The following is a 12,843-nucleotide window of genomic DNA, read 5'->3' on the forward strand; positions in this document are numbered from 1 at the left end:
TTTGTAATGTAGGTACCTGACAGTACCCTAGGCACTTTTTAGTGCCTATCAAGAATAGGAGGCTCCATATGCAAACGAAGAAATACAATATAGCCGTCGAAGCAACATTGGAAGTAATCGGGGGCAAGTGGAAATGCGTGATCCTCTGCCATCTGACCCATGGCCGTAAACGGACCAACGAGTTGAAGCGCCTCATGCCGCACATCACCCAAAAAATGCTGACGCAGCAGCTGCGAGAGCTGGAGGAAGATGGCGTGATCAATCGCATTATTCATAATCAAGTGCCGCCTAAAGTGGAATATGAGCTCAGCGAGTACGGCAGAAGTTTGAGCGGAATTCTAGATATGCTCTGTGCATGGGGCGAAAAACATATTACGAAAGTATACGGGGACAAATTCAGCGTGCTTGAAGACAGCATCCTGAACGATAAGTTAAAAGTCTCAGACGAGCCCACAACCTCAGATGCACGCTTGACCTGATTTATAAGTATAAGCACTCCTGATACAACAGCAAGGGCAAGGTCCGTGATCACGGACCTTGCCCTTTTCATATATTCCATCTCTATCGCATGTTCGAAAATTGATTATTTCGCATTCTCCTTCTCTTTTTGGCTGACGATCATGTCCGTCACTTCCTCGGCCTGAGCCAGGACCGCAATGGGATCAAACGGCCAGAATCGCTTGGCATCCAGATAAAACACGCGATCCTGCTTCACCGCTTCAATCGAAGTCCACACCTTATCCTTCTTATCCATCTCGGCCCCGTTGGACTCATCAAAGAAAATATAATCGCCAGCATAATCTTTGAGCACTTCCAAGGAAACCTCCTTGTAAGTCACGTTGGCATCAATCAATTCCTTTTGGATCGTTGCCGGAGGCGTTAGCTGGAGTTCCTTATAGATGGCCAAGCCCCCGCGATAAATGCCGTCACCGTACAGGTAGAAGGTTTTGCCGAATGCGCCGAAGATCGAGAACGTCTCACCTTCTTCCAACACACCGTTCACTTTTGTGCGCAGCGCTTCGATTTTTTCATCAAAACCGGCAAGCCATTCTTTTGCTTCTTCTTCCTTGCCAAGGATTGCGCCGAGTCCCTCTACTTCTTCGTGCACGCCTCGATAGGTTTCATAAGGAAGAATGACGGTCGGTGCGATTTTGGACAATTTCTCGTATAGCTCCGGGTCCGAGTTCGCGCTGATAATCAGATCGGGGTTAAGTTCCACTATCTTCTCCGCAGAGCTATCCCCGGTGTTCTCTATGCCATCGATCAGGTCCTGGATATGGACGTTCTCCAAATCCGTCGCGGTGGCGCCTACCGGCTTTTCACCGAGCAGCAGCAGCGTTGGCAAGTAGGCATCCACTACAATACGCTGAGGATCCGTCGGAATTTCGATGTCTCCGTTAATTGTCGGCACCTTTTTGATTGTTGGGGCTGAGGCTTCAGTCTTCGCAGTATCCGTCCCTGTTGCTGTTTCGCCTGCGGAACCGGCTTGATTCGCCGTATTTCCATTTGCGCCGCATGCCGAGATGAAGATCGAGCATAAGACAAGGATGGTGAGCATGACGCGTAATTTTGACTTGAACATATTTTACATCCTCCTAAGTATGGTGTTAGTTGAATCAAGCCCCGAATTGAGCTCGATGCAAACGGCTGTATATGCCGTGCGTCGCGAGCAGATCCTCATGGGCTCCTTGTTCGGCGATGCCTTTGTCCGCAACGACCACGATGCGATCCGCATTCTTGATGGTTGCGAGCCGGTGGGCAATCACCAGCGTCGTTCGTCCTTCCGAGAGCTCGGCAAGCGCCTGTTGAATCGCCGCTTCGGTTTCCGCATCAAGCGCGGACGTCGCCTCGTCGAGAATGAGGATCGGCGGGTTCTTGAGGAACATCCGGGCTATCGACAGTCGCTGCTTCTGTCCGCCGGACAGCTTCACGCCCCGCTCGCCAATCAAGGTGTCCAGCCCATCCGGAAGCGAAGCAACCAGCTCTTCAAGCTGGGCACGGCCCACCGCTTTCATGATGTCGCTGTCGTCAGCATCTAACCTGCCATAAGCGATATTTTCGCGGATGCTGCCATCAAACAGGAACACGTCCTGCTGGACGATGCCAATATGGGAACGAAGGGATTGCAGCGTCATGTCGCGAATATCGATCCCGTCTATCGTTATCTTTCCGGCTTCCGTGTCATAGAAACGAGGCAGCAATGAGCACAACGTGGTCTTGCCCGCTCCGGACGGCCCTACAAGCGCGACGGTTTCGCCTGCGCGAATGGACAAATGGACATCCTCCAGGACGTGGTCTTTGTTCTCGTAACCAAAGGTTACGCCGTGAAAGGCAATGTCACCACGTACATGGCCGAACGGCTTGGCACCCGGCATATCCGCGACGTCGGGTTCGCTTTCCAGAAGCTCCAAATACCGCTTAAAGCCGGCGATTCCCTTCGGATACATCTCAATGACCGCATTGATTTGTTTAATCGGACCGAGGAACACGTTAGACAGCATGACAAAAGCGATAAATTCCCCGTTGGTCATCCGGCCCTCAATCACGAACCAGGTGCCGCATACCAGCACGAACAGGGAGATGAATTTCATCAGGATAAAGCTGATCGACGAGTTCCAAGCCATGATGCGGTAAGCAATCAGCTTCGTCACGCGAAAGCGGTTGTTGTTCTCGGCGAAACGCGTGATTTCATGCTCCTCGTTCGAGAAGGCTTGAACCACGCGGATCCCGCTGACGTTGTTCTCCACGCGTGCATTGTAATCGGCAATATCGGAGAACATGCGCTTGAACGCTGCCGACATTTTCCCGCTGAAATACAGCGATAAATAGATCATCAAAGGAACGATCACAAACGTCATCACGGCAAGCTGCCAGTTGATCCCGAGCATGATGCCCAGCGCTCCGGCAAGCGTCATGACGGCGATGAACAGGTCTTCCGGGCCATGGTGGGCAATCTCACCGATATCCATCAGGTCGTTGGTCATTCTCGAAACAAGATGTCCCGTCTTGTTGTTGTCAAAAAAACGGAAGGATTGCTTCTGAACCCGATCGAACAGCTTTTTGCGCATATCCGTTTCAATGTTGATACCGAGTTTATGACCCCAATACGTAACTACGTAATGCAGGAAAGAACTGACGACATAAATGCCGAGAAGCCCAAGGCAAGCGTATAAAATCCACTTCCAGTTCCCGCTTGGCAGCAAGTCGTCGATCACGCGGTTGACGGCTACCGGGAATATCAATTCCAACAAAGCGGCAAAGATAGCGCAGCAAAAATCCAATATGAATAGCCCTTTATAAGGCTTGTAATAGGAAAAAAATCGGCGCAGCATAAGGACCTCCTTAAATCCGTAATGGCGTTAAAAAATGTGCAAGCCCTTACCCGTCGCAAGATTGCGCTAGATCCCAGCGATCTTGGGCAGCTAAGCTTTTGTCCTGGATAGCAGGTACAGGAAGTACGGAGCGCCAATCACGGCAACCACGATCCCGGTCGGAATCTCGGACGGTTGAATGATCCAGCGGCCCAAAGTGTCGGCAGTGATGACCAGCAAGGCTCCGACCAGCGCCGTTACCGGAAGCAGCATTTGATGCTTCGCACCGACCAAGCGCCTGGCCAGATGCGGCGCTATAAGCCCGACGAATCCGATGCCGCCGCTCACCGCGACGCAGGAGGCAGCCAGACCGACCGCCGCTGCCAGCAGCTTCAATTGCTCCCTTGTAACGGAGGCTCCCAGTCCGGTCGCCGTCGGCTCTCCAAGATTGAGAACGTTCATCACCTGCGCTTTGTACATCACGAAGGGCAGCAGCACAAGCATCCATGGGAGCAATGCCAGGACGAACTTCCAGCTCGAGCCCCAGATGCTGCCTGCTAGCCAGGTGGCAACAAACTGATATTTTTCCGGGCTTAAACGCAGCGTCAGCACGATCATAGCCGCACTAATGCCGGCCGCTACGGCGATTCCCGTCAACAGAAGGCTCGTCGGCTTAAAGCCTTGATTCTTCTTGTAAGCCAGCACGCATATCAATGCCGCGGTGCCGCCCGCACCAATCAGGGCGAGTACCGGCAGCAGAAAGACCGGAGCCGCGGCCGTGCTCGGAAAAAATGAAATGAACAGCATAACCATTAATCCGGCTCCCGCATTGATCCCCAAAATGCCGGGGTCCGCCAGCTCATTACGGGAAATGCCCTGCATAACGCAGCCGGATATCGCCAACCCGGCACCAATCAGAAGCGAAATGACGATCCGCGGCAAGCGGAATTCGAACAGCACAAGCTCCTGTTTGTCCGTCCCGCCGCCAAACAAGGTTTTTATAACCTCAAGTGGCGACAAGCGAATGACCCCCGTGTTCATGCTGATGAGAAACACCAGTATGATTAATGCACCCAGGACAGATAGCGTCATAATCTTGCGCTTCCTGCCTTTACGCTCGTGCATGGTATTGGTAACGGCATCCATCTACAGCTCCCTCCTTTCTTTGCGTGCCAAGTAAAGGAAGAAGGGCACACCGATCAGTGCGATGATCGAGCCCACAGGCGTCTCGTATGGGGGATTCACCATTCTTGCCGCCAGGTCGGCTATGACGACCAGCAAGCTTCCCAGTACGGCCGAGCAGGGAATGATGAGCCGGTAGTCCACGCCGACAAGCTTCCGGGTAAGGTGCGGAATCATCAGACCGACGAAGCCTACCGCACCGACAACCGAGACGGCAGCCCCCGCCAGCACCAGCACGATTACCGTACCGCCCAGCTTGACAAGTCCCGTTCGCTGACCGAGTCCCTTGGCGATATCGTCGCCGAGGCTGAGCATGGTAATGGAACGCGACAATGCTATTGCGCCCAATATAGCAGCTGCTATCCAAGGCAGCATAATTTTCAGATGAACCCACTTAATCCCCGCCGTACCGCCGGCATACCAGAACGCCATGTCCTGTCCGACCTGAAAATACAATGCGATGCCTTCGCTCAGCGCGCTTAGCAGAGCGCTCAGCGCCGCACCCGCCAGAACGAGACGAACCGGTGTGAGACCGCCTTTTGCCATGGAACTGACTCCGTACACGAGCACGGCACCCAGGCCAGCCCCCAGGAACGAGAACAGAATCAGGTACATATACGGCAATCCCGGAAAAAATGCAAAGCAGATCGCAATGACAAATCCGGCTCCCGCATTTAATCCGAGCAGACCCGAATCAGCGAGCGGATTTCGGGTCATGCCCTGCATGATCGCACCCGATACGGCAAAGCAGGCACCCACCATCGCTCCGCCGAGGACCCTCGGCAGCCGAAGCTCCTGAATAATCTGATGCTCCGTCACATCGGGATTAAAGAAGAACACCGCTTCCCATACATTTCGCAGATCGATGTCGGCCGCGCCGAGCGATATGGATAAAGCTATGCCAAGCACCAATGCTGCCACGCCCCCGGTAAGAATCAGGGTCGCAGCCCATGGGCGCCCTTTGATATTGGCGTGGGTCTTGGCATCCGTAATACTTGGATTGGACGTGTTTGATGACATCATGTTCCCCTCAATTTTATGATATTGATTATCATTATCATTGGTAACTATAAAATAGACACCTTTCTTCGTCCATGGACAATTTGAATTTCTCCTTGGAAAAAAGTCCATGTCCAAGTCAAGCACTTTTTTCCAGGTCAATCGCAGCAATCCGAATTAAGTGTTCGTTTAAACCCTGATTTGTTGTCTGTTGACATATAAGCCGCCGGTCCATTACAATAAATGCTAATTGAATGAGGCGATGGAGTTCGCCATAACCGCTTCCATAGCTAATGACTCCTACCAGAGGTCGCTTTCCTGGTAGGAGTCTGTTTGTGTATGGGGGGTTAGCGGCGAATCTATAGAAACGGGTGAGCTTGCATGATGAAAAAATGGATTGAGAGCGCCGGGAAATGGTCATTGGCCATGTTATCCGGTTACTTCATCAAATGGGTCGTTCTGGGAAGCCTCGTGGGATTGATGACGGGCAGTGCCTCCGCCTTCTTTCTCTACAGTCTGGACTACGTGACCTCCCTTCGCTTGGGAAATCCATGGCTGTTATACCTTCTTCCCTTGGGAGGCGCCGCAGTCAGCTTCCTTTATTACAAGTTCGGCAAGAGCAGTGCCAAGGGAAATAATCTCATCCTGGAACAAATTCATGGCGGAACCGAAAGCATTCCATTGCGAATGGCGCCGTTGGTCCTGATCGGTACTTTAATTACCCATCTATTCGGCGGATCGGCAGGTCGTGAAGGCACTGCCGTTCAGATGGGAGGCAGCTTATCGGAGTGGCTCGGCAAACTTATCCGCGTAACGCCGTCGGATCGAAAAATACTGCTGATCTGCGGAATCAGCGGCGGTTTCGGATCGATCTTCGGCACGCCGCTGGCCGGCACGCTGTTCGGGCTTGAAGTCCTTGCCATCGGGCTGGTCTCGCATCAGGCTCTCCTGCCTGCATTCGCTGCCAGTATGGTCGGAAATCTGACCGCTACCTCTTTATGGGGCGTCAGCCATTTGCATTATCCGATCGGAGATATTCCGGCATTGGGTTTTATGGTAATCATGAAAGTCGTCTTCGCCTCTATGCTATTCGGTCTGACAAGCCGGCTGTTCAGTGAGCTAACCCATTCACTCAAGCGGTGGTACGGTTTTGTTTTTCACAATCCGATGGTCAAAAGCGCTGCAGGAGGCGTCATCATCATTGGGCTGGTTTACCTGCTCGGAACCCGCGATTATCTGGGGCTGGGCATCCCGCTGATTGAAGCGGCCTTCGCTGGCGAAGTTTCGCCTTTTGCTTTTCTGGGCAAAATTATCTTTACCTCGCTGACGCTCGGAGCAGGGTTCCAGGGAGGCGAAGTCACCCCGTTGTTTGCTATCGGGGCAACGCTGGGCAGCGCATTGTCGGAGTGGATCGGATTGCATGCCCCTTTCTTGGCTGCTTTAGGTTTCATCGCGGTATTTTGCGGAGCGACAAACACCCCGATTGCTTGCTTTATTATGGGAATCGAGCTGTTCGGCGGTGAAGGCGCGGTGTATATGTTTATGGCCTGCGTCATCAGCTACCTCTTTTCTGGTCACTCCGGCATATACACATCGCAACTTATAGGCACTTCCAAACACCCGCAGCTTTCGTACCCGCCGGGCACGACCCTTGCCGGATCGAAGGCGTTTAACAAACGCAAAGACAACAAAAAGACGTCCGAGTAATCGGACGTCTTTTGCCTTTACACCGAGCTTTTACGAATCGAGCGGTAGCTGACGAGTGCGAGGATAACCGAGATGGGAATGAGCCACAGGGACAATTCAAAGGCAGTGTGTCTGACAACCCAGTCAATCACTTGCCTCCACCAGCCGTAGTGGGTGACCAGAACGCTGGCCCCCGACAATAGAATGAAATAGGCCGCCATCATGACAAAGGTCTTAATGCCGCGATGACGAAGATAGAACACGCCGATTCCTATCCCGATAAAGGCAAATGTAAGAAGCAATATGAAATAAATGATGAATTGTTCGAATAACGTGCCGTCATTCAAATACGGCAGTTTGAAAAACGATAACCGGTCTCCCCAAGAACTCGTTAAGCTTTCTATTTCGGCTAATGCCAATAATATAATCGACGTTAGGACGCTGTACGCTACCACCATCAGAACAGAACCCAGATAGAAGTCCGTTCTTCGAATGCTGAATCCGAGGGAGAAGGGAAACAGCTGCAGCACCGATACCAGAGCCGCGATAAACACATAGATAAAGATTGTTGCCAAACCCCCGGCATAGATCGCTTCACCATTAACCAATACGCTAATAATGTAGTTGACCAGAAAGCTGAATGCCGTGATGGCCCAGGGCAAATAAAACCAGGATAGTTTCTGTCTCGAATAAATATGGATTACGCCAGGAATTCCGTTCATGGTTGGATCCCCACCTTTTCGTGCTTAGTTAAATATACGATCAATTGTTGAAGGGACACCGGGGTTGTTTCCAAGCCCAATTCCTCCGCCTCTTTTTGCAGCTTCGTTGTCGCGTTTCCCATCACCGTGACGGACAACATGGAAGCGAACGATTCCCGATGTATCACTTCATGCCCTTGGATAAACGATTCAACCGTTCCGGAAGGACCGACGATCTTAAACGCACGTCCGCGCAAGTCATCCGTAGCATCGTCAAGTAAGATTCGGCCGGAATCAATGACGATAATATGCTCCAGCAATCTGCTGACTTCATCGATCAAATGCGTGGACAGAATAATCGTGCGCGGATGATTCGTGTAATCCTCGATCAGATGATCATAGAACAGCTCTCTGGCCACGGCGTCCAGTCCAAGATAAGGTTCATCAAAGATCGTTACGGGCGCGCGGCTGGCGAGTCCGACGATGATGCCTACTGATGAGAGCATGCCGCGGGACAATCTCTTTACGAGTCGTTTCATAGGCAGCCGAAATACCTCGATCAGTTTATTCGCATATGCCGCATCCCAATTCGGATAAACGTTAGCGGCAATTCCCAAAACGTCCTTGACCGTAAAGATATCCGGATATTTCTGGCCTTCCTTAATGAAGCATACCTGCCGGATCACCTTATGATTTTCGTATGGATGTTCTCCGAAAACGCGAATCTCCCCTTGGCTCGGGAACAGCTGCGCCGTTATCATCTGCATAATGGTCGTTTTGCCCGCTCCGTTCCTGCCCAGCAATCCATAGATCTTATTCGCCTCGATGGTAAAGCTTACATTATCGACAGCCGTCGCATCCTTGTATGCCTTGCTCAAATTCTTTACTTCGATCACGGTTTGGCTCATCAGTCTTGCTCCCCTCTGCGAATCATTTCCGACAATTGATCTTTGGTAATCCCAAGTTTGGCCGCTTCCTTAACCATGGCGACCACATACTGTTCATAAAACTCCGTCTTGCGTTTCTCCATCAGCAGTTCACGAGCTCCAGAAGCTACAAACATGCCAATCCCCCGTTTCTTGTACAAAATTCCTTGATCGACCAGCAGATTAACCCCTTTGGCAGCTGTAGCCGGATTGATCTGGTAAAAGGCTGCAAACTGATTCGTTGATGGAACCTGCGTTTCCTCAGGCAGTCGTGCTTCGATGATGTCGTCTTCAATTTTGTCGGCTATTTGCATGAATATCGGTCTGCTGTCATCAATCTGAAATGCCATTTACCTCACCAACTTTCGTTTATAACCTCGTTACATAATTGGTTAGTTACTTATGTAATTAACCATATAAGAGATGAGCTTCTTTGTCAATGGGTGATCGGAATTTTTTTACAACGCCATGCCATGAACATGGACTTTTGTCCTAAACAAATAGTCCCTGCAAGCCGATAAAATATAGGCACTAATACTACGCCCATTACAGATAAAGACACAAAGGAGCTTGAGAGGAAACATGAAAAGAATCATTGCAATCGTTGTACTGGCCATGCTGACGGTCATCACGCCGCTTTATGCCGCATCCGCCCCCAAAAATTTGGCCTACGTGGACAAGAACAGCCAGTCCTTCATCTCGGTCGGGGTACTCAAGACCTATGACGGTGTAAAGGTAGCTTATACAGCTGCAGAGAAGAAACTCAACATCACACGAGACGATACAGCCCTCACGCTATACCTGGGCAGTCGAAATGCTTATGTAAACGGCAAAAAGCTGCAAGCAAAAGCGGCCCCGTTCTCCGAGAACGGCTCCACATATGTACCGCTGCAATTTGTCAGCCAGCATCTTGGCCTTAAGCTGTCCTGGAGCAATAACAGATCCACCCTGAACATTACGGACGGCAGCGTGTCAAACACCCTCCCCGTTCTTTCGGGGAACATGATGACCGGTTCATCCAAGGCCGTGACGTCGGCCAGAAAAACATTTAAAGTAGGAGCGCGTTCCTTCAGCGCCCAGGTTGTCACCGTTTCGCTGCTCCATCCGAAGGTGGAGTTGGACGTTGTTTTGGCTGGCAATAAAGCAGGCAAAGTCGAAGACTTGCGGAGCATAGCGAAGCGCAGCAATGCCGTGGTTGCCATCAACGGGACGTTCTTTGACGCCTATACTTCGGGAGCGTACAAAGCACCGTACGGTTATTTGGTCAGCAAAGGCAATATTTTTCACAAGGCCTCGGGAGATAACCGGACGATCTTCACCTATGACAGCAACAATCTGGCGACGATGATGCCGGGACTCGACTTCAAATCCGTATATGAAACAGGCCGTATGGAAGGAGCACTTCAAGCGGGTCCGCGTCTGTTGACCAATGGCAAGGTGACGCTGGACGTCAAGAAGGAAGGATTCAAGGATCCGAAGATACTGACGGGCGGCGGGGCGCGAAGCGCGCTCGGCATCACGAAGGACCACAAGCTGATTTTGTTGACGACAGGCGGCGCTACCATTCCCCAACTGGCGGAAATCATGAAGCAGGCAGGTGCCTACCAAGCGATGAATCTAGATGGCGGGGCCTCCAGCGGATTGTATTATAACGGCTCTTACTTAACGACGCCAGGCCGTCAGATCAGCAATGCTATCGTCGTAAAATATAAATAATGAACCCTCTCCTCTGGTTAACCGGATCTTCCGCCGGCCGCCAGAGGAGTTTTATTTTATGAGCAGCACTACCTCCGTCTCGAACCGCATATGCTGATCAAAGAAATGTTTCACTATGAGGACCATTTGTGTAAATATATAGCAAACTGTCTATCGGGAGCCATGGGAAAGTTCGTGGTTGATTCAGCGGGGGGTGAATTCCATTACATCGTCAATAGCGGGTATTCGGACGAGAGTCAGGGACACCATGGAGCGGATATACGGGGTCTTGAGGGAATGGATCGGAAAATATCCTATCCTTTCCAAGGTATATCACTTGTTTTCCTGGATTTCCTTGGCGGTGCTCGTTGTAAGTCTGGTTCTGATCGAAGAATCGCGTACCATGCTTGTTCAATATTTATGGTCCTTCTACGTGCTGCTGCAATTTTGGCTGTTAAGCCGGAGCAAAACGGTCGCCTGGAAGCAGGTCAGCTTATTTGTTCTCTCGGGCGTTCTCTTGGTCATTCCCTTGACCAACGGGACCATGCAGGGTCTGCATATGATATTCGAAGGACGGACGACCGACACATGGTCATTTGCCGTCATGACCCCCATCATCGAGGAAATTTACAAGCTGCTGCCGCTGGCAGTATATTTGTTTTTTTCAAGAAGAGCCACTTCATTGAGCCTCGGCGATTACGTATTATTGGGCGCTGCTCCCGGCATTGGCTTTCAATTTATGGAGGAGCTGTCTAGACGGCTGGTCCAAAGCAATTACGGAGTTTCTTTTCTTGGCGGCAAAACGCTGCATTGGGAGTTCTTCGATTGGTTTCCCGGCTACTTCGAGGAAAGCTTTATTCCTACCATGATGAATGTTACGCATCCTGTACATAGTGCCATGATCGCGCTCGGCATCGGCCTCGCTTTTCGTTTCTCCAAACGCCTCACTCGTTGGGCCTATGCTTTTCCGGCGATCCTGCTGCTCTGGGCTGTCCTGAATCACGCAGCCTGGAATGGCCAGAATCGGCTGCCGGATTGGATACTTACCCTTCATGAGTGGACCGGGGAGGGCTACCGAACCGAAGGATTCTTCCTGACCCTGCTTGTTATCGGCTTGTTCATCGACTACTGGGACCTGCACCGAATACGTGACCGACTGCCTGTGCTTAAAGGGGAAGCCCTCATCAACCCGATAACGGAGTTTTGGCAGATGACGCGGGCTTTGTTTACGGACCGGAAACGCCTGGGCTACTTGTTCGGTTTCTACCGCCAACGGCGCGAACTCGGATACTCGCTGCTGTACGGCAATCTCGAAGCCGCGGGCCAAAGGGATCAGGTTCAGGACAATGTAAGAACGTATTCAGCCGCTCTGGGAGCCATCGGAATCCTCATGCTAGCTGCCGGGATCCTATCCAGCGTTGGCGATTTCATGACGGCAGCGGACTCTTCCTGTTTTGCGTGCCTGTTCGACTCCCTCCAAAATTGGTGGGATCGCCTTAGCGGCTGGGAACAAGCGGGAATCATACTGGGCGCCTTTGCCCTGTCCCTGCTGTTTGTCAGCTTCTGGCCTGCACTCGGCATTGCCATGACAGGTGCCGGCATTGCGGCAGGGGGACACGAAATCGCTGGATACATCCGCGATCCGAAGAAGCTGCTTTCTCCTCAAAATGCGGCCGCTGCCGTGTTAGCCGTGATCCTCAGCCGGATCCCGGTCGGCAAAGGTCTCTCGTGGTTGTCCAATAAACTGGGCCCGCGGGCAAGAAAGTGGTTGGACTCGCTCACCGAAAAGTTCGGCTCGAAGACGCGCGATGAGCCGGATGGACCCCATGAACAACCAGGAGATAACCCGCGGAAGCCTGATGATGAACATGAGAATGCTAAGCCGGACGAAGACAAACCGAATCAAGATAAACCGGATAACGATAAGCCCGATGAAAATAAGCCGGATGAAGATAAGCCGGACGAATCAAACGACACCCCTCAAGAGGTACCGAGATATTCCGGAGAGCTGCAGAAGGTCAACAAGCCGGACGCAGCGGCCGATGCGCTGGCGGAGCGGCTCGGCGGAGAATCGAGGATGAAGTTTGATTCCGATCCCATCGGCCGGGAATTCGACGCAATTAGCGATGAATACGTCGCTCAGACCAAGCCTGCCCTCCAGCAGGTGAACAAAAAGGTACGCGATCAAATGAAAGCGACCTTCGAAGCTGCCGAGCAAACCGGCAGAAAGGTCTATTATCATTTTGAAGGGGAGCCTGCCCAATCGGTTATTGACAAACTGCATGAATACAGCCAAAGATATGGAATAGAAGTCCACATTGATACCGATCCATTATAACGACA

General features: G+C 51.6%; 11 protein-coding genes and 1 riboswitch. Of the genes, 4 read left to right on the forward strand and 7 right to left on the reverse strand.

Annotated elements, in window-relative coordinates:
• The first annotated feature begins 68 nt into the window (after positions 1-68).
• Positions 69-479, forward strand: a complete 411-nt coding sequence (locus GYMC10_RS18835; protein WP_015736014.1) for a winged helix-turn-helix transcriptional regulator — start codon at positions 69-71, stop codon at positions 477-479.
• Between the two features lie 104 nt (positions 480-583).
• On the opposite strand, the gene GYMC10_RS18840 is transcribed toward GYMC10_RS18835, so the two are convergent.
• The 4 genes from GYMC10_RS18840 to GYMC10_RS18855 all read right to left on the reverse strand — a co-directional run bounded on the left by GYMC10_RS18840 (position 584) and on the right by GYMC10_RS18855 (position 5,513).
• Positions 584-1,582, reverse strand: a complete 999-nt coding sequence (locus tag GYMC10_RS18840; RefSeq protein WP_015736015.1) for an ABC transporter substrate-binding protein — start codon at positions 1,580-1,582, stop codon at positions 584-586.
• 34 nt (positions 1,583-1,616) lie between these two features.
• Positions 1,617-3,332, reverse strand: coding sequence for an ABC transporter ATP-binding protein (locus tag GYMC10_RS18845; protein ID WP_015736016.1), 1,716 nt, complete (start codon positions 3,330-3,332; stop codon positions 1,617-1,619).
• Positions 3,333-3,422: 90 nt separating this feature from the next.
• Positions 3,423-4,457 (reverse strand): FecCD family ABC transporter permease, encoded by a 1,035-nt coding sequence (locus GYMC10_RS18850; protein ID WP_015736017.1) that lies wholly within the window; start codon positions 4,455-4,457, stop codon positions 3,423-3,425.
• Positions 4,458-5,513 (reverse strand): FecCD family ABC transporter permease, encoded by a 1,056-nt coding sequence (locus GYMC10_RS18855; RefSeq protein ID WP_049788715.1) that lies wholly within the window; start codon positions 5,511-5,513, stop codon positions 4,458-4,460.
• A gap of 228 nt (positions 5,514-5,741) precedes the next feature.
• A riboswitch (Fluoride riboswitch) is annotated at positions 5,742-5,802 on the forward strand.
• 71 nt (positions 5,803-5,873) lie between these two features.
• Between GYMC10_RS18855 and GYMC10_RS18860 the strand changes: the two genes are divergently transcribed.
• Positions 5,874-7,199, forward strand: a complete 1,326-nt coding sequence (locus GYMC10_RS18860) for a voltage-gated chloride channel family protein (RefSeq protein ID WP_015736019.1) — start codon at positions 5,874-5,876, stop codon at positions 7,197-7,199.
• A gap of 17 nt (positions 7,200-7,216) precedes the next feature.
• On the opposite strand, the gene GYMC10_RS18865 is transcribed toward GYMC10_RS18860, so the two are convergent.
• From GYMC10_RS18865 to GYMC10_RS18875, 3 genes are read right to left on the reverse strand one after another with little or no spacing between them, the layout of a single operon-like run.
• Positions 7,217-7,900 carry a hypothetical protein gene (locus GYMC10_RS18865; protein ID WP_015736020.1) on the reverse strand — a complete coding sequence of 228 codons (684 nt, stop codon included), beginning with the start codon at positions 7,898-7,900 and terminating at the stop codon, positions 7,217-7,219.
• Positions 7,897-8,787, reverse strand: coding sequence for an ABC transporter ATP-binding protein (locus GYMC10_RS18870; protein WP_015736021.1), 891 nt, complete (start codon positions 8,785-8,787; stop codon positions 7,897-7,899). The genes GYMC10_RS18865 and GYMC10_RS18870 overlap by 4 nt, the downstream gene beginning before the upstream one ends.
• Positions 8,787-9,155 carry a GntR family transcriptional regulator gene (locus tag GYMC10_RS18875; protein ID WP_009591066.1) on the reverse strand — a complete coding sequence of 123 codons (369 nt, stop codon included), beginning with the start codon at positions 9,153-9,155 and terminating at the stop codon, positions 8,787-8,789. Before GYMC10_RS18875 ends, GYMC10_RS18870 begins: the two co-directional genes overlap by 1 nt.
• Before the next feature lie 232 nt (positions 9,156-9,387).
• On the opposite strand from GYMC10_RS18875, the gene GYMC10_RS18880 reads away from it, so the two are divergent.
• Together GYMC10_RS18880 and GYMC10_RS18885 are read left to right on the forward strand one after the other, a co-directional pair.
• Positions 9,388-10,521: a phosphodiester glycosidase family protein gene (locus tag GYMC10_RS18880; RefSeq protein WP_015736022.1), complete on the forward strand. Its 1,134-nt coding sequence runs from the start codon at positions 9,388-9,390 to the stop codon at positions 10,519-10,521.
• Between the two features lie 247 nt (positions 10,522-10,768).
• Positions 10,769-12,838: a restriction endonuclease fold toxin gene (locus GYMC10_RS18885; protein WP_015736023.1), complete on the forward strand. Its 2,070-nt coding sequence runs from the start codon at positions 10,769-10,771 to the stop codon at positions 12,836-12,838.
• Positions 12,839-12,843 lie beyond the last annotated feature (5 nt).

Source organism: Paenibacillus sp. Y412MC10 (genome assembly GCF_000024685.1).
GTDB classification, from domain to species: domain Bacteria; phylum Bacillota; class Bacilli; order Paenibacillales; family Paenibacillaceae; genus Paenibacillus_AQ; species Paenibacillus_AQ lautus_A.

What these genes read in the sequence shown, in the direction of transcription:
- GYMC10_RS18835 (WP_015736014.1), top strand. Translation starts at nt 69, where the DNA reads ATGCAAACGAAGAAATACAATATAGCCGTCGAAGCAACATTGGAAGTA.
- GYMC10_RS18840 (WP_015736015.1), bottom strand. Translation starts at nt 1,582, where the DNA reads ATGTTCAAGTCAAAATTACGCGTCATGCTCACCATCCTTGTCTTATGC.
- GYMC10_RS18845 (WP_015736016.1), bottom strand. Translation starts at nt 3,332, where the DNA reads ATGCTGCGCCGATTTTTTTCCTATTACAAGCCTTATAAAGGGCTATTC.
- GYMC10_RS18850 (WP_015736017.1), bottom strand. Translation starts at nt 4,457, where the DNA reads ATGGATGCCGTTACCAATACCATGCACGAGCGTAAAGGCAGGAAGCGC.
- GYMC10_RS18855 (WP_049788715.1), bottom strand. Translation starts at nt 5,513, where the DNA reads ATGTCATCAAACACGTCCAATCCAAGTATTACGGATGCCAAGACCCAC.
- GYMC10_RS18860 (WP_015736019.1), top strand. Translation starts at nt 5,874, where the DNA reads ATGATGAAAAAATGGATTGAGAGCGCCGGGAAATGGTCATTGGCCATG.
- GYMC10_RS18865 (WP_015736020.1), bottom strand. Translation starts at nt 7,900, where the DNA reads ATGAACGGAATTCCTGGCGTAATCCATATTTATTCGAGACAGAAACTA.
- GYMC10_RS18870 (WP_015736021.1), bottom strand. Translation starts at nt 8,787, where the DNA reads ATGAGCCAAACCGTGATCGAAGTAAAGAATTTGAGCAAGGCATACAAG.
- GYMC10_RS18875 (WP_009591066.1), bottom strand. Translation starts at nt 9,155, where the DNA reads ATGGCATTTCAGATTGATGACAGCAGACCGATATTCATGCAAATAGCC.
- GYMC10_RS18880 (WP_015736022.1), top strand. Translation starts at nt 9,388, where the DNA reads ATGAAAAGAATCATTGCAATCGTTGTACTGGCCATGCTGACGGTCATC.
- GYMC10_RS18885 (WP_015736023.1), top strand. Translation starts at nt 10,769, where the DNA reads ATGGAGCGGATATACGGGGTCTTGAGGGAATGGATCGGAAAATATCCT.